The organism is Pseudoalteromonas simplex, from assembly GCF_015278155.1.
GTDB lineage: Bacteria > Pseudomonadota > Gammaproteobacteria > Enterobacterales > Alteromonadaceae > Pseudoalteromonas > Pseudoalteromonas simplex.
This window is the reverse complement of sequence record NZ_JADILN010000004.1, coordinates 50,657-74,960: the sequence shown is the minus strand read 5'-3', so window position 1 is coordinate 74,960 and position 24,304 is coordinate 50,657. Positions and strand designations below refer to the sequence as shown.

General features: G+C 41.5%; 22 protein-coding genes. 5 read left to right on the top strand and 17 right to left on the bottom strand.

All coding sequences use genetic code 11. The features are described from left to right. Positions 1 to 426: a GNAT family N-acetyltransferase gene (locus tag IRQ78_RS09660; protein WP_054552678.1), complete on the top strand. Its 426-nt coding sequence runs from the start codon at positions 1 to 3 to the stop codon at positions 424 to 426. Between the two features lie 15 nt (positions 427 to 441). Then, positions 442 to 4,947 carry an EAL domain-containing protein gene (locus IRQ78_RS09655; protein ID WP_194441922.1) on the top strand — a complete coding sequence of 1,502 codons (4,506 nt, stop codon included), beginning with the start codon at positions 442 to 444 and terminating at the stop codon, positions 4,945 to 4,947. Positions 4,948 to 4,968: 21 nt separating this feature from the next. Here IRQ78_RS09655 and IRQ78_RS09650 read toward each other — a convergent pair whose 3' ends face one another. Beyond that, entirely contained in the window at positions 4,969 to 5,922 is a 954-nt protein-coding gene (locus tag IRQ78_RS09650; protein WP_323741562.1) for an ion transporter, read from the bottom strand. A gap of 9 nt (positions 5,923 to 5,931) precedes the next feature. Beyond that, entirely contained in the window at positions 5,932 to 8,601 is a 2,670-nt protein-coding gene (locus IRQ78_RS09645) for a bifunctional acetate--CoA ligase family protein/GNAT family N-acetyltransferase (protein ID WP_194441920.1), read from the bottom strand. Positions 8,602 to 8,770: 169 nt separating this feature from the next. On the opposite strand from IRQ78_RS09645, the gene IRQ78_RS09640 reads away from it, so the two are divergent. Next, entirely contained in the window at positions 8,771 to 9,487 is a 717-nt protein-coding gene (locus IRQ78_RS09640) for an SIMPL domain-containing protein (RefSeq protein ID WP_194441919.1), read from the top strand. On the opposite strand, the gene IRQ78_RS09635 is transcribed toward IRQ78_RS09640, so the two are convergent. The 9 genes from IRQ78_RS09635 to IRQ78_RS09595 form a co-directional block, all read right to left on the bottom strand. Then, the gene (locus tag IRQ78_RS09635; protein WP_194441917.1) at positions 9,476 to 10,732 is read right to left on the bottom strand and encodes a lipopolysaccharide biosynthesis protein; all 1,257 of its coding nucleotides are present in this window, start codon (positions 10,730 to 10,732) and stop codon (positions 9,476 to 9,478) included. The two genes, IRQ78_RS09640 and IRQ78_RS09635, sit on opposite strands and share 12 nt — an antisense overlap. A 4-nt stretch (positions 10,733 to 10,736) precedes the next feature. After that, the gene (locus tag IRQ78_RS09630) at positions 10,737 to 11,420 is read right to left on the bottom strand and encodes a hypothetical protein (RefSeq protein ID WP_054552672.1); all 684 of its coding nucleotides are present in this window, start codon (positions 11,418 to 11,420) and stop codon (positions 10,737 to 10,739) included. Positions 11,421 to 11,519: 99 nt separating this feature from the next. Beyond that, a complete protein-coding gene (locus IRQ78_RS09625; protein ID WP_138598887.1) occupies positions 11,520 to 13,355 on the bottom strand; it encodes a DUF885 domain-containing protein in 1,836 nt (611 codons plus the stop codon). A 40-nt stretch (positions 13,356 to 13,395) separates the two neighbouring features. Next, positions 13,396 to 14,529, bottom strand: a complete 1,134-nt coding sequence (gene hemW, locus IRQ78_RS09620) for a radical SAM family heme chaperone HemW (RefSeq protein WP_194441915.1) — start codon at positions 14,527 to 14,529, stop codon at positions 13,396 to 13,398. After that, on the bottom strand, positions 14,526 to 15,125 hold the full coding sequence (locus IRQ78_RS09615; RefSeq protein ID WP_058586594.1) for an XTP/dITP diphosphatase: 600 nt from the start codon (positions 15,123 to 15,125) through the stop codon (positions 14,526 to 14,528). The genes hemW and IRQ78_RS09615 overlap by 4 nt, the downstream gene beginning before the upstream one ends. A 7-nt stretch (positions 15,126 to 15,132) precedes the next feature. Further along, positions 15,133 to 15,573, bottom strand: a complete 441-nt coding sequence (locus IRQ78_RS09610; protein ID WP_054552668.1) for a DUF4426 domain-containing protein — start codon at positions 15,571 to 15,573, stop codon at positions 15,133 to 15,135. 58 nt (positions 15,574 to 15,631) lie between these two features. Continuing rightward, a complete protein-coding gene (locus tag IRQ78_RS09605) occupies positions 15,632 to 16,165 on the bottom strand; it encodes a YggT family protein (RefSeq protein ID WP_058586592.1) in 534 nt (177 codons plus the stop codon). 23 nt (positions 16,166 to 16,188) lie between these two features. Beyond that, a complete protein-coding gene (proC, locus tag IRQ78_RS09600) occupies positions 16,189 to 17,010 on the bottom strand; it encodes a pyrroline-5-carboxylate reductase (protein ID WP_194441913.1) in 822 nt (273 codons plus the stop codon). A 17-nt stretch (positions 17,011 to 17,027) separates the two neighbouring features. Further along, positions 17,028 to 17,741 (bottom strand): YggS family pyridoxal phosphate-dependent enzyme, encoded by a 714-nt coding sequence (locus tag IRQ78_RS09595; RefSeq protein WP_187490293.1) that lies wholly within the window; start codon positions 17,739 to 17,741, stop codon positions 17,028 to 17,030. 2 nt (positions 17,742 to 17,743) lie between these two features. On the opposite strand from IRQ78_RS09595, the gene IRQ78_RS09590 reads away from it, so the two are divergent. Next, the gene (locus IRQ78_RS09590) at positions 17,744 to 18,784 is read left to right on the top strand and encodes a type IV pilus twitching motility protein PilT (protein WP_054552664.1); all 1,041 of its coding nucleotides are present in this window, start codon (positions 17,744 to 17,746) and stop codon (positions 18,782 to 18,784) included. Positions 18,785 to 18,798: 14 nt separating this feature from the next. After that, positions 18,799 to 19,932, top strand: coding sequence for a PilT/PilU family type 4a pilus ATPase (locus tag IRQ78_RS09585; protein ID WP_054552663.1), 1,134 nt, complete (start codon positions 18,799 to 18,801; stop codon positions 19,930 to 19,932). Between the two features lie 67 nt (positions 19,933 to 19,999). Here the strand turns inward: IRQ78_RS09585 and ruvX are convergent, their stop codons facing one another. The 6 genes from ruvX to IRQ78_RS09555 form a co-directional block, all read right to left on the bottom strand. Continuing rightward, complete coding sequence (ruvX, locus tag IRQ78_RS09580) at positions 20,000 to 20,449, bottom strand: Holliday junction resolvase RuvX (RefSeq protein ID WP_054552662.1); 450 nt, start codon at positions 20,447 to 20,449, stop codon at positions 20,000 to 20,002. A 20-nt stretch (positions 20,450 to 20,469) separates the two neighbouring features. After that, positions 20,470 to 21,027 carry a YqgE/AlgH family protein gene (locus IRQ78_RS09575; RefSeq protein WP_054552661.1) on the bottom strand — a complete coding sequence of 186 codons (558 nt, stop codon included), beginning with the start codon at positions 21,025 to 21,027 and terminating at the stop codon, positions 20,470 to 20,472. Positions 21,028 to 21,051: 24 nt separating this feature from the next. Then, on the bottom strand, positions 21,052 to 22,005 hold the full coding sequence (gshB, locus tag IRQ78_RS09570; RefSeq protein ID WP_054552660.1) for a glutathione synthase: 954 nt from the start codon (positions 22,003 to 22,005) through the stop codon (positions 21,052 to 21,054). A gap of 68 nt (positions 22,006 to 22,073) precedes the next feature. After that, positions 22,074 to 22,808, bottom strand: coding sequence for a 16S rRNA (uracil(1498)-N(3))-methyltransferase (gene rsmE / locus IRQ78_RS09565; RefSeq protein ID WP_194441911.1), 735 nt, complete (start codon positions 22,806 to 22,808; stop codon positions 22,074 to 22,076). A 62-nt stretch (positions 22,809 to 22,870) separates the two neighbouring features. After that, positions 22,871 to 23,338 carry a hypothetical protein gene (locus IRQ78_RS09560; RefSeq protein ID WP_194441908.1) on the bottom strand — a complete coding sequence of 156 codons (468 nt, stop codon included), beginning with the start codon at positions 23,336 to 23,338 and terminating at the stop codon, positions 22,871 to 22,873. 28 nt (positions 23,339 to 23,366) lie between these two features. Further along, a complete protein-coding gene (locus tag IRQ78_RS09555; protein WP_194441907.1) occupies positions 23,367 to 24,260 on the bottom strand; it encodes a DUF350 domain-containing protein in 894 nt (297 codons plus the stop codon). Between the last annotated feature and the right edge of the window lie 44 nt (positions 24,261 to 24,304).

The window sequence follows — 24,304 nt, the reverse complement described above, 5'->3', positions numbered from 1 at the left end:
ATGGCAGCGTTTAGATTTTGTTTACTTGAGCCAATTAAAACGCCGTTAGTAAATAAATTTTATGATAAACACAATGCACGTGGCCGAGCAACCAAGGCTGACCAAGTATGGGTTGCCTATAAAGATTCTGAGATAATCGCGGCGTGTAGAGTACAAGACCAATCAGGGCTATTATTTTTGTCTACTCTTTATGTAGATGAATTATGGCGTGGTCAAAGGGTTGCTTCGCAGCTACTTGCGGCCGTAACCGCTCGGCAAAAGAAGGTTGTTTTTACCTTCGTGTACCAAAATCTGATTGATTTTTATCTACAAAATGGGTTTAACTATATATTAACATTACCTAACTCCTTGCAATCACTATTTGAACTTTATGCACACCGAAAAATTGTTGCGATGCACTTTACGCGTGACACAGTGCCAAGTTAGCAATTTGGAACGTCAATGACTAAGTTCTTTTCCAGTATAACCATTTTTTTATTTTTGAGCTTTGTCTTGTTTAGCCACTGCGCTTATTCACAGGTTAAACGGTTATCAACCAGCGAAGGCTTATCGCAAAGTTATGTAAACACCATGCTCATTGATAACAGTGGCTATCTTTGGCTATCGACTGAGGGGGGGCTTAATCGCTACGACGGCTATCAGGTTGTTCATATCAAAGGACCTAATGGTGAGCTTGAAGATGCCATCATTGACCGTATTTACCAAGATCCTCAAGGCTATATTTGGATAGCTTCGCTACAAGCGGGTTTATTCCGCTATGATCCCACTTCCGATACTTATCAGCAGTTTATTGCTAAACCCACCACAGAAGAGCAAATTTTTATTGAGTCGGTGTTTAGTATGGTGGCTGTTGATGACAAAACACTATGGCTTGGTCGGGGTTGGGACTTTGCCAAGTTGGATTTAGAAACAAAACAAGTCACTTCAATTTTTGAAATCCCTGAGCGTGTAAAAAGCAGTGTTATAAGAGAGCTGTATGCTTATAACGGATTCATTTTTATGGGCACAAGTAATGGCGCTTATGTATATCAAATTGCTAGCGGTGAGGTTCGTAAGCTTGAGCACTTACAGCAAAAACCAAGTCATATTTATCAAAATTATGTGAAATCATTTGCAGTAATCGATCAAACAACTCTACTAGTCGGTGCTGTCAGAGGTTTGTATCAAGTTGATATCAGTAATTTAGAAGCGATGTTTGAGACTCCTAATAAGCCTTTCTCTAATAAAACCTTAATAAAAGATTTGAATATTTGGACCATTATTCAAGAAAAAGATGCGATTACTTTAGGTACGGATAAAGGGTTGTTTGAATATGACCTAGTAACAGCAGAGCTTAATAAAAATAAGCGTTTACGGGAAGGCGGCTATACGTTAGCTGATAACAGTATTATTGATGTTGTAAAAGATAAATCGGGTGGCATGTGGCTGGCGACAAAAAATGATGGGGCCTTTTATTTATCTTATGATAATTACAACTTTATTAATGTGACTGCTAACTCACTGAGAGGTGATGGTTTATCACATCACTCGATTTGGAGTATTGCGGAGTTTAAAAATAGGCTTTGGCTGGCCACACACAACGGTTTAACAGCGGTTGACTTACAGACTAACGAAAGTGAAGTGTTCTTAAAAGACTACCAAGTTGACTTAATAACGACAGAGTTCAGCGTTTACCAAATAATGCCCTATAAAGATAAGTTGTGGTTACACACTAACAGGGGAATTTTGAGTTTTGATCCAGACACAAAACAAGCGTCACCTGTTAAGGCTGCAAATCCTGAAAATCAGGTTTTAATAAACGACTGGGTGCATGGCATATTATTAATGCCCTCGGGTGATCTTTACTATGTCCACCCTGATTACGGCATGTTTGTATACAATATTGATAGCCAAAAAGTGACCCGACTTGGTGGGAAATTTGATGAATTTGAGCCATTTTTAGCTTATGGGTTCTTACCCGCCTTATCTTCTAAGCCCGATGCGCCTTTATTTTATAATGCAGGTATTTTATATCAGGTTGATCCGCAGTCTTTCGAGTTGACAACGATTTATACTGTTCCCGAGCAACACGAAAATGTAGCCGTTAATGTGATGTCATACATCATAGATAATAACAATGTACTGTGGTTATCGCTTTCTAACTTTGGCTTAATCGGCCTAGATGCTAGCACCTATGAGCATATCTATACCATTGACCTTGAAAAAAATAAATTAGGAACCTTGTTATACGACATGGTACTTGATGAAGCGGGTATGATTTGGATGAGCAGCCATAAAGGACTTTGGCGGCTTAATCCTAATAATCTTCACTTTCAACAATTTACAGGCTCAGAGGGGCTATTCTCTACAGAGTTTAATAGTGGTGCTTTCACAAAGCTTGAGTCAGGGCAAATTGTCTATGGTACGCTCAAAGGGTTTACTTACTTTTCTCCTATGGATAACCACTATCAGCAAGCTTTAATTGATCACGTTAATATTACTAATCTTGATTTAATGTCTCGTGATCTACCTGCCGAGCTAAAGCAGCCTATTGATAGTGTCGTTCTTGAGCATGATGACATAGGTCTAGAAGTTGCCTTTTCGGCAATGGCATTTAATTATCAAGAACGTATCATTTATGAGTATCAACTCGGTGATGGTCAAAAAACCTATACCCGTAATAACAACCGGGTGTTATTCCCAAAACTTAGTGCGGGTAAGTATCAACTCAAAGTATGGGCAAAAGATCCATTAACAGGGGAGTTAACGCCACCCGCTATATTAAATATTGAAGTAAAGTACCCACTTTGGCGTGCTCCGCAATTCATTGTTTTGTATGTTTTATTAGTTGCACTTTTTGTCGCTGCTTGGGTTTTTAGACGAAATCGTATGCAACAAATTTTGCTTGCCGCTCATAAAGAAAGTAAAGAAAGTGAAGCACGCTTAAAGTTAGCGCTTGAAGGGAGTCATTCAGGTGTGTGGGATTGGTCTTCACAAAGTCCAATTATATATCAACCGCGCCTTAAGAATGAGCTAGGCTATGAAACAGACAGTGTTAATTTAGATGATTACTTAGCAAGAATTCACCCTCACGATAAGCAAACTTTCCGCTTAGAGTGGTTAGAGTTTTTATCAACACAAAAAGGTTATTTTAATTGCACCTACCGATTACGCCATGCTGATGGCAATTGGCGCTGGTATAAAGATTTTGGCAAAGTAGTTGAGTGGCAAGATAATGCGCCAGAAAAAGTAGCCGGTACCTATACCAATATGACACGAGAGCTCGTATTTGAAGAAAACGCGCGCTTGTTTGGTGCAGCGTTTGAGCAAACTCGCGATTGGGTGTTTATCTTAGATAAAAATCTGCGAATTCGAGCTACTAACAAATCATTTCAAGATGCATTTGGTTTTCCGGCTGAACCTCGTTCTAGTCGCTCGCTAACACTCGGTTTGTCTATTGCTGCCCGCATACATTATTTAAGAGTGATGCAAAAGCTGCAGTCTGGCGAGCATTTCTCAGCTGAAGACGTTGTAGAGGTAGCAACTGGTGAAAAGCGCCAAGTATTAATTAAAATTAGTGCTGTTGCAGGAAGTAATCGTCAGCTAGATAGTTACGTCATAATCGTGACTGATATTAGCGCGCAAAAATTGGCAGAGAGTGAATTACACTTATTGGCTAACTATGACGCCTTAACAGGTTTGCCAAATAAAACGCTATTTAATGACCGAGTTAATCATGCAATTGAGCAAGCTGCTTATCATCAAAATAAAGTCGCTTTGCTAAATATTAATATTAAACGCTTTAAATATTTTAATGATTCACTCGGTCGGGAAGAGTCAGACGAGTTACTGAAACGTGTTGCTAAACGTCTAAAGCAAGTTCTCAGACCGCAAGATAGTCTTGCACGTTTTGATGGTGATGAGTTTGTTATTTTAGCTGAAGACTTTAAACAAGTAGATGAGCTTTTATCATTGTGTGGACGAGTGATGGATAGTGTTGAATCGCATATCGAGCTCAGCCAACAAGCAGTAAAAGTAAACTTCAGTGTGGGAGTTGCTGTTTATCCTGATGATGCGCAAACCACCAAAGCATTATTAAAAGCATCTAATGTGGCTCTGTATCACGCCAAACAACTGGTCGAAGGTGGTTATCAGTTTTATAAGCAAGAAATGAACTTACAAGTGCAACGTACTTTGCATTTAGAATCGCAGTTAAGTAAAGCTTACCAAGAGCATGAGTTTTGTAATTTTTATCAGCCAATAGTCAGTGCTGAGTCACGCCAAGTCGCGGGGCTAGAAGTACTTTTACGTTGGCCAAATAAAGATGAATATAAGCCTGAAGATTTTGCGAACGCGGCAGAAAGCTCAGGGTTAATTACCAAAATAATGATGCAGACTTTATCACGAGCTTTGATTGAGCTTCGTCAATGGCGCACGACGCATCCTGATTTATATATTTCGATTAATTTATCTGCTCTTGATTTTGAAAGTGTAAACTTAGTTGAAAATATTCATAAGGCGCTTGAAGCTAGTAAAGTGCCTGCCAGTGCGGTGGTTTTTGAAATTACTGAATCAGTCATGATGCATGATTCAGATAAAGCACAGCAGAGCATGGATAAACTCAAGGCCCTTGGTTGTCGGATTTATATGGATGACTTTGGAACTGGCTATGCGTCACTGACCTACTTAAAACGCTTTCCGGTTGATGTGCTAAAAATTGATAAAAGCTTTGTTAATGATATTGGTATTGATAAAGGTGATGAAGCGATTATCAACTCAACGCTTACGCTGGCAAAAAGCTTGGGTAAAGAATGTGTTGCCGAAGGCGTTGAAAACCGCACTCAATTGCAGTTCTTACGCTCTTTAGGCTGTGAGTACTTTCAAGGTTATCTATTTAGTAAACCTGTAGCAGGTGATGAAGTAAAAGCGCTTTTAGACACCCTGTGGGATGATGAGTTTTTAGGGTAAAGCCAAAGCTTTACCCTTTAGTTAATCTTGGCGTTTACCGCAGTGGCGGCAATATAAATTGCGATTGCGGTTTTTAAGTTCGTTATGAATCGCTTTGTTCGCCTCTTGCTGACTTAAGCCTAGTTTATAGCGTAAGTTCTCTAAATGTTCTTCTTCAACTGGCGATAAGTGGCCGTCTTCAATGGCTTCATGTACTGCATCGGTAAACACTTGTCTGCGTTTACGTAACTGTTCAGAAAAGCTTGAAGCTAGCAAACCAGTTGGAATTGCCACCATGCCCATACTCACTAGTGTGATAGCACCACCAAATAAGCGGCCTAGAGGAGTCACAGGCACCACATCGCCATAACCAACGGTTGTAAGTGTCACCATGGCCCACCACATTGCAGCAGGTATAGAGCCAAATTTATCGGGCTGCACATCATGTTCAATTAAATAAATACCGCATGAGGCGATGATCAAGACCACGGCCATTATAAAAAATGCAGCAAGCAGTGAACTGCTTTCTTCTTTGAACGAGTTTAGTAATAGCTGCATCGCTCTTGAATAACGAGTGAGCTTAAAAATACGCATTAACCTAAGTACTCGTAAGAAACGTAAATCAACACTCACAAACATCATTAGAATGGTGGGTAAAATCGCAATGAGATCAATCAGCGCCATGGCCGAGAAGAAATACCTAATACGAATCTTTGAGTTTGTCAGCGTGCTTTCTTTGTGCACGCTTTTATCTACACATGACCAAAGCCTGAGCACATATTCTAGGCTGAAAATAGCAACAGAAATCAGCTCAATCATTAAAAATTCATAATGATACTGCTTTGCTAAAGGGCCAACCGACTCCAAAACAATTGCCACTACATTGATCATGATCAGCGACATCAAAAACACGTCAAGTGCGCGTCCTACACGTCGATATTTACCATTACCTTCAAAAACTCGTGCAGTGTAATTTCTTAAACGATGCAAAATAATGATCCAGTTTTAGTTAAGTTTTAGCACCATATTAATGCTGCCTTCTTCAAAGTCGCGGGTGATCTTAAACCCGAGTTTTCTTGCCAGCTCAATCATGCCAGTATTTTCAGGTAAAGTGATCCCTGAAATTTGTTTAACGCCTTGGTTTTTACAATGCTCAATCGCCGCATTCATTAATATTGTACCAAGCCCTAAACCTTGGCAATCAGAGCGCACCACAATTGCAAACTCAGCATCGAGCTTGTCTGGATCCATCAATACTCGAGATACCCCTAATGTACAGGCTGAACCATTTTGCTCTTGGCTGACAATAAACGCCATTTCTCGGTCATAATCAATTTGCGTCATTTTCGCGAGCTGATCATGATTAAATTGCGGTAATTCACCGAAGAAGCGCTTATATCTGTCTTCTTTGCTTAATGATTGATCAAACTCTAAGTGTGCTTGCTCATCTTCCGGTTTGATAGGTCTTAACTGTGCTTGGGTATTATTTTTAAGGGTTACTTCTTTAACTAATTCAATTGGGTAGGGACGAATACACAAGCGTTTACGGTTCGCTTTTGCTTTATAACGGCTAAGACCAATGGTCGCATCAAGGACCAAAAACTGCCCGTTACTGGCTAAAATTGGATTAAGTTCAACACTGGTGATATCAGGTTGATCGATAACCAGCTGCGAAATACGGGTGAGTAGGGCGCATAAACGGTATTTATCGACTTTTTCTGGTAGCACGCGGTCTTTAAGTACGCCTTTATCGTGCGCCGCAGCAATTAGGTATTTTGCCAAGTTCATATTAAGTGGCGGTAATGCCACTGCAGCTTGTGCGAACTCAAGTCCGGTGCCAGCTTCACCTAGTAAAATCACGGGACCAAAGTTAGGCTCTGTTTTGATGGCGATACGTAGCTCATTAGCACCCGCTCGCGGCGCCATTTTTTGCAGTGAAAAACCTTCAATATGGGCATCAGGGTAGGTGTTTTTGATTCGTAGCAGCATGGCAAAGGCTGTTTGCTCAACTTCTTGCGCATCATTTAAATTAAGGACAACACCACCGACTTCTGATTTAGAAGGAATACTTGGGCTAATTAGTTTTAACGCTACCGGAAAACCCAACTCAATAGCTTGTTCTTTGGCTTCTGTTGGCGTGTAAGCAACCTCAGTTTGAATACAATCAATACCATAATGAGTGAGAATTTGACTAGCTTCATGGGTTGATAAATAGCTTTGCTCTTCGGCTAAAAACTCGCTCACCACAGAGCGTGCAGCGTCTTTATTTATTTTTGCATCATCGGTGTTTGATTCTGGTGTTTGTGTTAAATGCTTTTGGTTACGACGATAACTTACTAAGTGCATAAAGGCACCCACCGCACCTTCAGGTGTACGGTAGGTTGGAATAGCGTTATTGGTACAGACTTTACGTGCAGCATAGGCGGCATCTTCACCCATAAAGTTAGTCATAACATAAGGGCGAGCCATTTTTGGGATTTTTTCCAAGGTTTCAACAATGATCTCTGCATAATCTTCACTCGGTGCAAGTGCTGAAGGAGTATGGATGATCAGCAAGTTTTTGACTTCTTTGGCTTGTAGCAAGATTTCTAAGGCTTGTTGATAGCGTCTTGGCGCTGAGTCACCAAAAATATCCACCGGATTTGAGGTCATTTCTGATTGCGGAATGACTTTATTAAGCGCAGCTCTAGTCTCATCGCTGAGCTCCGCCAGCTTTCCTGAGCTTTGCAAGAGCGTATCCACAGCCATGACACCTGGGCCGCCGCCATTGGTTAAAATGGTTAGCTGCTCGACTTTAAGAAGTTTTGGGTGCATTGCCAGCGTTTGTGTCGCAGCGAAAAGCTCTCGTAAGTCGTTTACCCTAAGCATACCTGCTCGCTGAAATAGCGCATCATAGACTGCATCTGAGCTTTGTTTGCCACCAGTGTGTATTTCTGCAGCGAGGGCACCAGCACTGGTTTTACCGGTTTTAATGGCGATTACAGGTTTGCTAAACGCAGCGGCTCGCGCTGCGGAAATAAAGCTGCGAATATCTTCAATATTATCGATATATAACAAAATAGCTTTAGTTTTTGCATCTCGGCCTAAAAAGTCGAGTAACTCATCAAAGTCGATATCTAGGCAATCACCCACAGATACAAAATATGAAAAGCCAATTTCTTTGTTTTTCGCCCAATCTAGAATGGTTGAGCAAACAGCCGCAGATTGCGATACAAAAGCAAGCTTTCCTGGGCTTGCAACCGTATGTGAAAAGCTGGCATTTAAACCAATATGAGGAATAAGTAAGCCCAAACAATTAGGCCCAAGTAAAGAAACATTTGCCTCAGCAGCTGCTTCTTTTAATGCGTGCTTTTGTTCGACGTTTAAACCCGCTGCAATTACCACCGCATGCTTACAACCAAGCTCTCCAAGCTCATTAATGATGTTAATTAAGGTGTTTTTATTAGTACAAATAACCGCAAGATCAGGCACTTTGGGTAGTGCAGCAATGCTTGGGTAGGCTAATACCCCGTGTACAGCGCTGTGATTTAAACTAACAGGCATGATTGGGCCTTTAAAGCCCCCCTGTAGTAAATTACGCATCACCACAAAGCCCGCTCGGTTAGGGGAATTTGAGGCGCCAATCACCGCGACCGATTTAGGATTAAAAAATTGGCTAATACGTTTAACGCTCATGCTGTTTCCTTCGCTTGCGATGTTTGTTAAAACTTCAGGGTCTGTTAAGTTTAATACACTCAAACTAGAACCGACACGCTTCCAAAGTATTAAAAGTTATACTCATAAGATAACCTGTTTATAACTACTTTTCGAGTCAAAAACAGTGACCTACATCAAGGAGAAAAGCATGAATAAAGCGCAACCATTTAATATCGTTATTGCAGCGTGTGCATTGGCGGTCGGTTTGCTCGGATTAGGTTTTATTTTGAAAAGTGCAGCCCTTGATGTAAAGGGCATGGAGCGCACAGTTCATGTTAAAGGGCTAGCAGAAATGGAAGTGCCAGCCGACACCGTTATCTGGCCTTTACAGTTTTCTGATGCCGATAACAACCTTGAAAAACTAGTGGGTCGAGTTGAAGAGAAAAGTGATGCGGTTGTGGCTTTTTTAAAACTACATGGTTTTAGTGATGAAGAAATCAGCCTTGGTAGCCAATCGATTATTGATAAACAAGCTCGCGAATATGGTGGCGAGAATCAGCAGCTTCGTTATATTGCTCGTAATAATGTCATTGTTTATTCAAATGATATTGAAAAAGTGCAAAATGCCTTAGGCGCAGTAAGCCAATTAGCCAAACAAGGCATTGCGATAGTACAAGATAATTACGAAACGCGGATTCAATATTTATTTAATGGCTTAAATGAAATTAAGCCAAATATGATTCAAGAAGCAACCGAAAAAGCCCGCGAAGTAGCAATGAAATTTGCCAAAGATTCACAGTCTAAATTAGGTAAAATTAAAACAGCGCGTCAGGGGCAGTTTTCAATTTCTGATAGAGATTCAAACACACCTCAGCTGAAAAAAGTGCGTGTTGTTACCAGTGTTGAATATTATCTATCTGACTAAACCCAGTACCACAGATAAAGCTAGCCGCATGCGTGTGCACACAATCACCATGCGGCAAATCGCTCCAAGCATAAAGCCGCCACTAAACGCCACAGCCACCCCCAATAAGCCAAACTGATCTTTTAATAGTACTGCCATTAAAACCGTGACACTGGTTGCACCAAGTAAGACATACAAGTTGATAAGCGGGTTGCCTTTTAACTTGATCATGCTACTGGCTAAAATTCTTGCTGGTAATAATAATTGCCCGAGTAACAGCAGCATTAAAATCCAAAATCCTTCTTGTAATTGGCTTTCGCCATAGAGAGTGAGAAGCGGTTTTGCGAGCAGGGCAAGTAGCAAAATAGCGGCAAAGTTAAAACGCCATACCACTTTCATTAACTCGCTAAGTTGCTGCTCGGTCGTCTCATCGGCCATTAAAATGGGTTTTAAATATTGGTTGGCGGCATTGCCTAAAATAGTCAGTAAGCCAGCAATCACTACCGCAGGAAAGAAGGTACTCACGCCTTGTGCACCAAACCAGTGATGCACCAGTAAAACATCGAGTTTTGCTACCAACACGGTGCCTGCACCACTGGCGAGCATGATCAATGAGTCTTTACACCATTGCTTGGTTTGGTAGCGGGCAGTGCTTGCAACGATCATTTTTTTGATTAACCAATATTGATAAATGACTACGCACAAGATGCTACAAAACAACAAGATACAAATCTCGACTAACGATAAGTCGCCACGTATCAAGTACACGAAAAAGCAAAACCCCGCTGTTAGCAATTCAAAAATACACTGCTGCGTTATCAAGCCAATTTTTGGTTTATTCAAAGCCACTAAAAAAGCCGATTGGCTCTGCATAATGGCGCCAATCGGCACCAGTAATAGTAAATAGGCCACATGCTCTTGAGCGCTTTGGTGCGGTGAAATAGCCTGAAAGCTAATCACCACAGCAGCGACAAAAATCACCCCGAATAAACACGATGCCGCTAAATAAACATGTTTTAAGCCGCGTAGTAAGTCATGTTGCTGAGCTTTGTAGAGCGGGTAGCTAATACGCATTAAAGATGATGCAAAGCCCATACTCGCAGGTAATAACAAAATTTCACACAGTGCGAGTAACGCCGCGAAAGTACCAAACTCATCAGTACTTAATAACCTTGCAAGGCACAAGGTAAGCACAATACGGCTACCATGGTTAAGGGCGGTAAAACTACTGAGCGATAAAAACGCTTTAACAACATCCTTATTCATGGAGTTATTGATTGAGCGCGTTTAATAACTGTGCCGTTGGCACTTGCAAATAGGCCGCGCAAAGCAGCACTTTACTGTCGCTACTCGTTGCTTGATTGGCACCATAAAATTGCTTAAGGGTATTTACCAAGGCGCTGACTGCGCTCGGGCTGTGACTTTGGTCGACTTCCATCATGGCTAATAATGCAGAGAATTCATGTTTGGCTAGCATCTGAGTCGTGCTGTTTAGCGCTATAAAGCAACCTATAGGAGTGAGCTGCTGCTTATTTAATGTTTTTAACGCAACACCCAAGCTTTCGTTGCTTTCAAATAACATTAACGAACGCAAGTAATTAAAGGGTAGGTTATTAGCCTGACACTGCGTAAATAAGTGATGTAGTAGGGTATTGCCTTGGTTGTCGGTAATACAAAAAGCATTTTGAAACTTAAGACCAGGCGTGAAAAAGCTAAGTTTATCGATATCATCAATTAAGGCTACAGCTTCACTTGGCAGCGGGCTTGCTTCGAGTAAATGCGCTGCCACATTTTGTAAAAACAAATATTTAACTTCACTACTGCACGCTAATTGATAGATATGCTGTAATTGTGCCGCTTGCAAAACTCCCGATAAACTTTGGTAATCGGCAATGAGTTCTTTTAACTGATGATGTTGAAGTCGGCTGTTCAATTGCTCAATCGCGCTTTGCATGGAGATACTCGTTTTTTATTATTTATACATTTATAGCTCAACTACTTGTTTAAATAAATAAAAAAGGCCGCTGAGCGGCCTTTTTCAAGTCTTTATTGGTTAAGCTGCTTGTTTCTTAGCAACCCATTGGTCAACAAACTTCTCTAGTACATTTAATGGTACTGCACCATTTTTAAGTACTACATCGTGGAATTCACGAATATCGAATTTATCGCCTAGTTTTTCTTTAGCCGCTTCACGAAGCTCTAAAATTTTCAACATACCTACTTTGTATGCCGTTGCTTGTGAAGGCATTACAATGTGACGCTCAACCATTTTAACGCCATCAGACGTCGCATTTGGTGTGTTATTTACGTAGTAGTCGATACCTTCTTGACGTGTCCACTTCATTGCGTGGATACCTGTATCTACTACTAGGCGACATGCGCGCCATAATTCCATCGCAAGACGACCAAAGTCTGAATAAGGGTCTTCGTATAAGCCCATTTCTTTTGGTACTAGCTCAGAGTATAAACCCCAACCTTCAACATACGCTGTGTAGCCGCCAAACTTACGGAACTTAGGTACACCTTCAAGCTCTTGCGCGATAGCAATTTGCATGTGGTGACCTGGAATACCTTCGTGGTATGCAAGTGCTTCCATTTGGTATGTTGGCATTGCTTCCATGTCGTAAAGGTTTGCGTAATAAATACCTGGGCGTGAGCCATCTGGCGCAGGTTGTTGGTAGAACGCTTTACCTGCTGCTTTTTCACGGAATGCTTCAACTGCTTTAACTTTAAGGTCAGCTTTTGGCTTAACAATGAATAGCTCGTCTAGACGAGATTTCATGTTATCGATAAGCGCTGTTGCTTCATCAAGGTAGCGTTGTTTACCTTCAGCGGTGTTAGGGTAGTAGAACTGCTTATCAGTTTTCATGAATTGCATGAATGCTTTAAGGTCACCTTTAAAGCCTACTTTATCTTTGATTGCACGCATTTCGTCGTGAATGCGCGCGACTTCAGCTAAACCGATAGTGTGGATTTCTTTCGCTGTTAAATCAGTTGTTGTGGTACGTGCTAAAGCGTTGTTGTAGAACGCTTCGCCGTCAGGGAATTTCCAAGCACCATCACGGTCATCAGCGCGCTTTTCTAACTGAGCTAAGAAGTTAATTAGCTTAGTGTAAGAAGGTTTTACTGCTGCTTTTAGGGCTTTTTCAGCGTCGCTGATAAGTGCAGATTTTTCGCTGTCAGCAATCTCTAATGCGTTAACTTTACGTTTAAAGTCAGCAAGTAACGTTGAGTCTTCACCATCATGGAATGGTGCGCCGCGTAAGATATTATTGCTTGAATCAATCACGTGTGGGAAAACAAATTTAGGCGCGATAATGCCTTTATCTGCACGTACTTCAAGGTCTTTGATTAGTTGATCAATAACCGTTGTAACACCATTTAAACGTGAGATATACGCTTTAGCATCAGATACATCGGCAATTTGATGTTGGTTGATTAAAAACGCAGGGATCATCGAGTGAACACCAAACATTTGGTTCACAGGGTAGTTGTAATGGCGCCATTTGAAATCAGCAATTTCGTTTTCTAAGTCTTGCTTTTTAAGGTCATAGCTTACTTTTGTTGCGTCATCTAATAGGTCGCGGTTAATTGCGTTAAGCGCAACTAGGTCAGCTTTAGTTTGTTCAAAGTCTTCTAAAACGCGCTCTTCGCTGCCATCATCCCATTTGTCGTAATCTTTTTTGATGCCCATGTATGTTTGATAGATAGGGCTTTTCATTACATCACGGTTAAAAGTATCTTCGAAGAAGGCGTTAGCTTTATCGATTTCACTTTGTACAGGTTGGCTTTGTACACTTGGTGCAGGCTTCGGTTGCTCTTGCATTTGTTGGCAGCCGCCAAGCAATGCAACACTTACCGCCGCAGCGATGAAGGTCAGTTTACGCATTATCGTTCCTTTGTAGTTGTTAGAAATTTAATTATAATTCTTAAACGAATAATTCTAGCAGGTCATTTAAAAAGCGATGGCCTTTTTGGCTTACCTGCCAGTTATCTTTATCATCAATTAGTAAGCCTTTTGCAATTGCCTCAGTCAAGGCTTGTTCCTGACTTTGCAGTGACAAACTTGTAAGCAAAGGTAAATCAGCTTTGGGGCAGGGTTCGACTAAACGAAAACGATTCATAAAGAATTCAAAAGCTAAGTCGTCTTCTGCTACTTGCCATTGCTGATATAAATACGGTTTGGCAAGATCCATATAACCTCGTGGGTGTTTTACTTTCACCGTACGGGTGATGACTTTATTTTCATCAGTAATTTTACCATGGGCACCGCAACCGATACCGAGATAATCGCCAAATCGCCAATAATTCAAGTTATGACGGCATTGGTAACCGGGCTTCGCGTAGCCTGAGATCTCGTATTGCTCATAACCTGCTGCTGTGAGTAACGCTTGACCTTGTTCTTGAATATCCCAAAGGGTGTCGTCATGAGGTAAGGTCGGTGGCTTAGAAGCAAACTGCGTATTTGGCTCAATGGTTAGTTGATACCAAGAGATATGAGGAGGATTAAGGGCAATAATTTTTTCAAGGTCGCTCAAGGCATCTTCAACAGATTGCCCTGGCAAGCCATGCATTAAATCAAGATTAAAACTGTTTAGCCCCGCTTGGTGTGCTTGTTTAGCCGCATAACTTGCTTCATCAGCACCATGAATACGACCAAGGGCTTTTAGCTTGTCGTTTTGCATACTTTGCACACCAATCGAAATACGATTGATGCCAGCGGCAACATATTCTTTAAAGCGACCTGTTTCGACGGTACCTGGGTTTGCCTCTAGGGTAATTTCACAGTCATCAGTTAGGCCAATTAATCTGTCGACTTCACCAAGTAGGCGAGTATATGCGTCACCGGTTAATAAGCTTGGCGTGCCGCCGCCAATAAAAATGCTGTGGATTTTACGCCCTTGCACTAAGTGCAAATCGGCCTTGAGATCATCAATAAGATGCTGAACGTATTCTTTTTCGGGGATTGTGCCTCTTTGACCATGGCTATTAAAGTCACAGTATGGGCACTTTTGCACGCACCAAGGCACGTGCACATATAAACTTAAAGGCGGTAAACTCACAGGCCGCCTTTTTGCTGCAATTGCGCAAGTAGTTGTTTTAAAGCCTGGCCGCGATGGCTAAGGGCATTTTTTTGCTCTTTAGTTAACTGAGCGCTAGTGCATTGCTCAGATGGTACGTAAAAAACAGGATCATAACCAAACCCACCCTGACCATCTTGGCTATGGGTGATTTCGCCTTCCCAACTGGCACTACAAATAAGCGGTGTTGGGTCGTCGGCGTGGCGCATTAATACTAACACACACCAAAAACGCGCACTACGAACAGGGTTATCAGCAAGCTCTTTTAGTAACTTGTCGATATTATCTTGATCGCTAGCACCCGCTCCGGCAAAGCGTGCAGAGTACACACCTGGTGCACCATTTAGGCCGTCTACTTCAAGGCCTGAGTCATCAGCAATCGCAGGCATGCCTGTGATCTTTGCTGCATGGCGCGCTTTAATAATGGCGTTTTCAACAAATGTGGTGCCTGTTTCTGGCACGTCTGGCACTTGAAAGTCGCTTTGTGGAACCACGTTAATATTAAGTGGGCTGAGCATGCTTGCCAGCTCTTTTACTTTGCCAGGGTTACCCGTGGCTAAAACCAAGGTGTTGTTCATAGGTCTATTAATCTACGTAAAATTTTTGCTGAAATTTCAGCGTTTGTAGTTTGCCGTTTTGATTAATTTCGATATCAAAACGGTAAATTTCTTCGTTGCTGTAATCGATTTGCGCGAGGTAATAAATCGCATCGCCTTCAACAACTTCTTTAAATGTAAGCTGCTTTTTATTACCAAGTAGGTTACGTGCAGTGCCAGTTAAAGTTGCTGTCTGCGCTGTTTTATCGCTGTTTTTTAATACCGAAATATTAATAATCCCTTTGCTAGGGCTACGCTCTAAATCATAGTTTTTAGCAATGTTTGGCTGAATAAAAGTCGATGGAAATGCAATGTAATGAACTTCCCAAGGGCCAAGAACCTTGTACTGGGCGCCTGCTTGTTCATCAGCTTTGGCAAAGGTTGTAAATAAACTCAATACAATCAAAGAAAAATAAATAAATTGCTTCATGGTATATCTCACTTAACAAAAGAGGCCTTTCGGCCCCTTACTGCTTCACGTTAAACGCTTAGCCAATTAAATCCATTACTAAAAACTGTAAAAACTGTAGACCAATAATCAACACTAAGATTGATAGGTCTAGACCACCTAGTGGTGGGATAATCTTACGAATAGGGCGCAACATTGGCTCAGTTAGCTGGTGGAATACAGCCTCAATAGGGTTGTAGCCTTGGCTTACCCAGCTAAGTAAAGCACGAATAATTAATACCCAAAATAGTAAGTTTAAACCTTCTTTAACGACCGTAATTAACGCTTGAATAAATACCGGACCTGGCGCCCAAGCATTATAAAACATCAGAAAAATAACACTGAGTTTTGCTACAGCAACTAAATAAGCAAGCACTAACGAGGCAATATCAAAGCCACCCACTCCTGGGATGATTTTACGAAGTGGGTTCACTGCGAACGAAGTGGCTTTCACCACAAACTGGCTCATAGGATTGTAAAAGTCAGCTTTTGCCGCTTGTAACCAAAAGCGTAAAAGGACCACCATTAAAAAGAGATCAAAAATAATCCCAACTAAAAAGTGCATGGCTTGCATAGTTTTACCTTCAAAAAGTAAGCTTAAAGTTCTTTTTCCATCGCTTCAGCGCGAGCGATACAGGCATCCATTGCATCTGCAACAGTACCGACTAAACCTTGTGATTTAAGATGCTCAACAGCTTCGTGAGTCGTACCACCTTTAGAGGTTACGTTTGCACGTAGCTGAGAAATACTGATGTCTGGTTGCGACAGTGCCATTTCGGCTGCACCCAGTGCGGTTTGTTGCACTAAACGGCGCGCATCTTCATCACTAAAGCCAAGTGCTTTCGCTTTTTCTTCAATAGCTTCCATAAATAAGAAGAAGTAAGCAGGTGATGAGCCTGTAACAGCAATGATGTCGTTGATTTGTGACTCTTGCTCAACCCACACAACAATGCCTGTACACTCAAAAACTTGTTGTACAAACTGGTGCTCTTCAGTGGTTTCGCCAGCGCCATAAAGGCCAGAAACACCACGGCCTAGTAATGATGGTGTATTTGGCATACAACGCACCATTTTCACATCTTGACCTAGCATTTCACGTAAACGGTTTACGGTAAGACCTGCTGCTACTGAAATAAATAGCTTGTCGCTAAAATCAACGCCTGAATCTTGGAATGATTGGCAAAGATCGCCCATCATTTGTGGTTTAACAGATAAGACAATCACATCAGCATCGCGAAGTGCCGCGTTGTTATCCGCGGTAGTCTGCACCCCGAAATCAGCAGCAACCTTAGCTAATTTTTCTTGGTTGCGATTGGTTGCAATGATGTTTTTTGCTGCAAAACCGTTCTTTACCATGCCGCCAATGATGGCGTAGCTCATGTTACCCGTGCCTATAAATGCGATTTTTTTGTCTGACATATGTCTGTTATCACCTTTTAATTTCGTTGGCCAAATATATCCGTGCCAATGCGTACCATGGTTGAACCCGCTGCAATCGCCGCTTCAACATCGTTACTCATACCCATCGACAAGGTGTCTACTTGGGGATATTGGGCCTTTAGTTTATCAAAGCAAGCGCTTAATTGCTCAAAATATTGTAATTGTAGCTGGGCATCGTCGGTTTTGGCAGGAATCGCCATCACACCGCGCAGGCATAAATTAGGGCATTGACTGATAAATTCGGCCAGTGCCATTAGCTCGTCTGGGTGGCAGCCTGACTTAGCCTCTTCTAAACTAATATTAACTTGAATTAATACATTGAGTGGGGCTTTGTCGGCTGGTCGTTGCTCATTAAGACGTTTTGCAATTTTAGTGCGGTCAACACTTTGTACCCAATCAAAATGCGTGGCTACTTGGGCACTTTTATTTGATTGAATAGGGCCGATAAAGTGCCAAATAATGTCTTTATAATCAGCCAATGCTGTGATTTTTGTTACCGCTTCTTGAACGTATGATTCGCCAAACTGGCGTTGTCCATGCTTATAGGCAGCAATAATATCGTCGGCAGGTTTTGTTTTTGAAACAGCCAATAGGTTGATTGATTGCTCATCGCGGTGATTATTTTTTGCAGCTTGAGCAATTCTTGCGTAGGCGGATGTAAGTCGTTCTGCTATTGTAACCATATAATTATCAGTTGGTTGTGGAGTCATAAATGGATATTACCGAATTATTGGCCTTTAGTGTGCAACACAAAGCCTCGGATTTACACTTGTCATCAGGCGTATCACCTATGATACGTGTCGATGGTGATGTGCGTCGTATTAATATTCCAGCATTAGAACAAAAAGATGTAAATAGTCTGGTATACGATATTATGAACGATAATCAGCGTAAGGACTATGAACAAAATCTCGAAGTGGATTTTTCTTTCGAAGTGCCAAACCTTGCGCGTTTTCGTGTTAACGCATTTAATTCAAACCGTGGTCCTGCGGCGGTGTTTCGTACTATCCCAAGTGATGTTTTAACGTTGGATGATTTAGGTGCGCCTGATATTTTTAAAACCATTGCCGATAACCCTCGTGGTTTGGTGCTAGTCACTGGGCCAACGGGTTCGGGTAAATCAACGACTTTGGCGGCGATGGTCGATTACATTAACCAAACAAAACATCATCATATTTTAACTATCGAAGATCCTATCGAATTCGTACATGAAAATAAGCTAAGCCTTATTAACCAACGCGAAGTTCACCGTGATACGCATAGCTTCTCTAATGCACTTAGAAGTGCACTACGTGAAGATCCGGATGTAATCTTAGTGGGTGAGCTTCGTGACCTTGAAACAATCCGCTTAGCAATGACTGCGGCAGAAACGGGGCACTTAGTGTTTGGAACCTTGCATACTACCTCTGCACCAAAAACCATTGACCGTATTATTGACGTGTTCCCAGGTGAAGAAAAAGACATGGTGCGTTCAATGTTGTCAGAATCATTGCGTGCCGTAATCTCGCAAACTTTACTTAAAAAGGTAGGCGGCGGCCGAGTAGCAGCCCATGAAATCATGATCGGTATTCCTGCAATCCGAAATCTGATCCGTGAAGATAAAATTGCGCAAATGTACTCATCAATTCAAACTGGTGCATCGCATGGCATGCAGACCATGGACCAATGTTTAGGTAATTTGGTTAACTACGGCATTATTACTAATGTTGATGCGCGAGCTAAAGCGCAAGATAAAACCCAGTTTGGTGGCTAACGGAGCTATATAAAATGTCTTTACCTTTAAATCATTTTTTGCAAGTCATGATCGACAAAAAAGGCTCTGACTTGTTTGTTTCTAGCCAACTGCCAGTCAGTGCAAAAGTAAACGGTGAATTAATACCTTTAAGCGATGAAAAACTCTCAGATGAGGATTCACTCGCTTTGGTCGAGTCAGCAATGAACGACAAACAGCGCAAAGAATTTCATGACAGTAAAGAGTGTAACTTTGCGATTGCTACTGATGAAGGTCGTTTCCGTGTTTCTGCTTTTTGGCAACGAGACAGGGCTGGAATGGTTATTCGCCGTATCGTAACACAAATTCCTGATGTGAATGAACTTGGTTTGCCATCAACGTTAACCGACGTGATTATGGCAAAACGTGGCTTAGTGCTATTTGTAGGTGGTACTGGTACGGGTAAGTCAACCTCGCTTGCTGCGCTTCTAGGTTATCGTAACCGCAATCAACGTGGTCATATTCTTACTATTGAAGATCCTATCGAATTTGTGCATGAGCACCGTAAAAGCATTATCACTCAACGTGAAGTTGGTCTTGATACAGAAAGCTTTGAATCAGCGCTGAAAAGCTCGTTGCGTCAAGCACCTGATGTGATCTTAATTGGTGAGATCCGCTCACAAGAAACCATGGAATATGCACTCAGCTTTGCCGAAACTGGTCACTTATGTGTCGCAACACTGCATGCGAACAATGCCAACCAAGCCATTGACCGTATCATGCATTTGGTGCCTAAAGAAAAGCACGATAAGTTAAAGTACGACCTTGCACTAAACCTTCGCGCCATTGTTGCTCAGCAGTTGGTGCCAACTGCCGATGGGGAAGGGCGTGTCGCTGCTATCGAAATTTTGCTTAACTCACCCATGGTGGCAGAGCTTATTAAAAAAGGCGATATCGGTTCTATTAAAGAGACTATGGCTAAATCGAAAGAAATGGGCATGCAGACCTTTGACCAAGCATTATTTGAGCTTTATAAACAGCGCCGCATTAACTATGCTGATGCGCTGCACCATGCTGACTCGCCAAATGACTTACGCCTAATGATTAAGCTACAAAACAATGAACAAAAAGGGGCTGGTTTCTTACAGGGTGTGACTATTGATGGCCTGGACGAAAAAGGTAAATCTTAGTTAAAACAAAAGGGAATTACATGCCAGCACTGTCTGTGCTGGCACTCTTTAAATACGTTGAAGGCGCCTACTCACCATAAAACTGCTCAAAAAAGCTTTCTAAAATAATCACAGCAGACATGTTATCAACATTACCTTTGCCGAGGTTTCGGTAGCCACCTTGTTCGAATAAACGCGCTTTTGCGTCTGCGGTGGTTAGTCGTTCGTCTTGCGTTTCAACCGGTATAGCAAAGTGGTTGTGTAAGCGGTTAGCGAACTTCTTAGCTTTAAAAGTAACTTCTTGATTGGTGCCATCCATATTAAGCGGTAAACCAACCACCATTAAATCGGGTTGCCACTCGTCCACTTGTTTTTTAATTAGTTGCCAATCTGGAATACCATCTTTCGCTTTTACAGCTTGTAAACTTGATGCTGTTCCTGTGAGTTCTTGACCAATGGCAATACCAATACTTTTGGTGCCAAAGTCAAAACCCATTACGGTGCGTTCACCGAGTGCCTTAAACGTTCGTTTTGTCATAGTCTTAAAAATTATAAATGTTAAGCATGGCCTGCTTCAGAGCTTAATTGACCGACATCAAAACCCAGCATCGAAACCGCTTTTTCCCAACGTTTTTCAACAGGTGTATTAAAGATGATCTCAGGGTCTGCTTTGATAATTAACCATGAATTCTCCAGCAGTTCTTGCTCTAACTGTCCTTGATCCCAACCAGCATAACCCAATGTGATAATAAATTGTTCTGGTGCTTCACTCGTTGTTAGGCTTGCTAACACATCCTTTGAAGTGGTGATCATAATATCACTGCTGAGCTTTTGACTCGCTGCATAACCAGGCTTTGGTGAGTGCAAAACAAAACCGCGATCGGTTTTTACAGGCCCGCCAGCATATACAGCTAAGCCTGCTGCTTGTTTACTTTTATCGTTATCAATTTCGATTTTATCGAGAAGCTCGCCCACGGTGATATTGATAGGCTGGTTAATTACCAAGCCCATCGCACCATCTTGGTTGTGCTCACAAATATACGTAACAGCACGCTTAAAAAAAGGGTCTTGCATGCTTGGCATTGCGATTAAGAAATGGTTCTCTAATGACTGCATAGGTCGCCCCTTTTGTTGTTTAAATTAAGTATGGCTTAGTTTTCTTTCAATGGCATCAAATAAGTGACCAGTGATTGAAATGTCATAAGCAGCTTCAATCTCTTTTACACACGTTGGCGCAGTGACATTGATTTCAGTTAAACGATCGCCAATGATATCTAGACCAACAAAAATAAGGCCTTTTTCTTTCAGTGTAGGTGCAACAGCCTCTGCAATTTTACGGTCTGAATCACTAATTGGACGTGCTTCACCTCTACCACCTGCTGCCAAGTTACCGCGCGTTTCGCCATTTTGCGGGATACGCGCTAGGCAGTACGGCATTACTTCACCATCAACCACAAGAACGCGTTTATCGCCTTGCTTGATTTCAGGGATATAATTTTGTGCCATTGCAAAACGACTACCATGCTCGGTTAATGTTTCGCAGATCACACCAATATTGGCATCATCTTCTTTAACTCTAAAGATAGAAGCACCACCCATACCATCAAGGGGTTTTAAAATAATATCTTTATGCTCAGCTAAAAATGCACGAATGTCTGCTTGGCTACGTGTTACTAAAGTATCTGGCGTATGTTCGCTAAACCAAGCCGTGAATAGCTTTTCATTGGCATCGCGTAAGCTTTGCGGCTTATTGATAACCAGCGTACCAGCTTGCTCAGCACGCTCTAAAATATAGGTAGCGTAGATGTACTCAGTATCAAAAGGCGGATCTTTACGCATTAAAATAACGTCTAAATCAGCTAAAGCAATGGTGGCTTTTTCTTCTAATTCATACCAGTGATTAACATCATCAAATACACGGGCTTTGGCAGCTGTTGCATAGCCTTGACCTTGACGTAGAGAAAGGTCATCCATTTCCATGTAGTAAATTTCGTAACCGCGCTTTTGTGCTTCCATCATCATTGCAAAGCCAGTGTCTTTTTTAATATTAAAGCCACTAATTGGATCAGAGATTATGCCTAGCTTAATTGCCATATTTTTGCCTTAGAATCGTATGCCATACTGTGTTTTGTTACTTTGATATATGGGTATTTTTACTGTTTTCAATTCGCTAAATCGCCAAACTGCAATTGTAATGCGCTCAATACCGTCAGAGCGGCTGTTTCTGTTCGCAGAACACGTGGCCCTAAGCGGATATCAACAAAGTCTTGCTGTTTAGCAATGTTAATTTCTTCATCGGTAAATCCACCTTCAGGACCGACTAAAAAGCGTACCCCTTCACTGGGGATTTGAATCGTTTTAATACTGTGCTCAGCACGCGGGTGCAAAGTAAGTTTAATCGCATCACTTGCTTGTTCTAGCCAGTCTTTTATGTCGATAGGAGGGTGCACAACAGGCACAAAGTTGCGGCCAGACTGTTCAGCAGCGGCAATTGCAATTTTTTGCCATTGTTGATGTTTTTTAGCAAGGCGATCGCCACTTAGTTTTACGCCGCAACGTTGACTAAAAATAGGGGTGATTTCTGTAATACCAAGCTCGACTGATTTTTGAATAGTGAAATCCATTTTATCACCACGAGAAATACCTTGGCCTAAGTGAATCTTTAAAGGCGACTCAACATCATGATCAACAAATTCCTGTGGCTCAACAACCACGTTTTTTTTGCTCACTTCAATAATTTCACTGAGGTATTCACCTCCTTCACCATTAAAAATCGAGACCTTATCACCGACTTGCATGCGCAATACGCGGCCAACATGACCTGCGGCATCATCATCTAGTGCTACTGGGGTGTTTAAAGAAATCGCTGAAGGTTGGTAAATGTGTGGAACTCGCATGACTGTCACTTATCAATAAATTTAGCAATATGGTAAGTATACAGCGGCTTAGGTGCAATTATTTATTTTCTATTTAACTCTTCAGCTAATGGTAAAAGATCTGTCGTCGTTTCAGCGATAGTTGTTTGACAGGAAAGGTGATTAACATGGGCGCTGTCGGGGCAGGGCGCAAAGCTAAAACCTTGTTCTTCTTGTTTTACTAAATAACGTATTTTATGTAGGGAATTGTATATAAATTTTTGTGCATCATCCGCTAATTGGTAATCGGTTAAATTAATTAAAACACCTTTAATGTTGTGGTGTTCATGCAGGTAGCTGGCCAGTTCAGAGACACTTATTTCATTACTGAAGTCGCAATAACAGTAATCTTTTATTAATTCATCAAACATAAGTTTGACCATGTGGCGGCTATTTGCGCCTGCCACAACAAGCGTTGAGCCTTCAACGCTCGCAAAATAATGCTCAGTAAAGGCTCGGCTAAACTCATTGTCTATATCAACTAGTAAATAATCATTAACTTTAAAGGGCATAGAGTCTCACGGTACTAAAACTTCCGTATCAAATTGAAAACATACTAATAAGTAAATAGCCTATTGCGCCAAAAACGGCAAACTCAATACACGCAATACCAATATTATCTTGATGATCAACTTCAAGAGAAGTATCTATATTCGGTAAAGAAATATACTTAATAATGTAGCTCAAAATATAAAGTAATACCCACATAGCACCGCAATGAGATACCAAAGTGAATAAGTTTTCTACCATCTTACCACTAATAAATGATGCACTGGCAAGACCAGCATAACCGGCAAGAGCAAGGCCAATAGACTTACCCGCGTAGCGAATACCGATGGATGTATTTTCTAGATTAAAATTACTTTGTAGCGATGCGCCTTGGTTAGCTTTTGCAAAACGATACTCACGGATTTTACTATCAAGAGAAAACATACCTTGCAGCACAAAAAAGCTCACTGTGGCGATCAATAAGCTGCTATAGCCTTGGGTATGGCACCAGTTATAAAGACCAAGAGCAATAATACAGTTTGCGATTAGCATGCCTGAATCGACCAAGGCGGCGCAGACATTTTGCTTTAGAATAGCGGCTTCTTCATTAAAGCGATGCAAAATCCATTTACGATGAATTAAATGGCCTATTTTTATAAAAGCAAACAACAGCACAATGAGTAAAAGTACTTTTAGCGGATTAGATTGGGCCGCACTTAAGCTAATCTCATCAAATATATAAGCGATAGTCGCTATAACGACCATGATTTCGCTGGCAAAGCTTATTCCCATGGCAAAGTTATCATGTTGCGCAAGCTCTTCTTTAAGCGCTTGTTTTGCTTTGATTTGCGTTAGAATACGTAGCAGTACTATAGTGGCGCAGATTACAGCGAAACTAATAGCAATCGCGACTAAACTAGTGTTAGATAGTGATAAATATGACATGCAGGTCCCTGCTAAATAATTCTTTGATAATCATTCTAGTACGG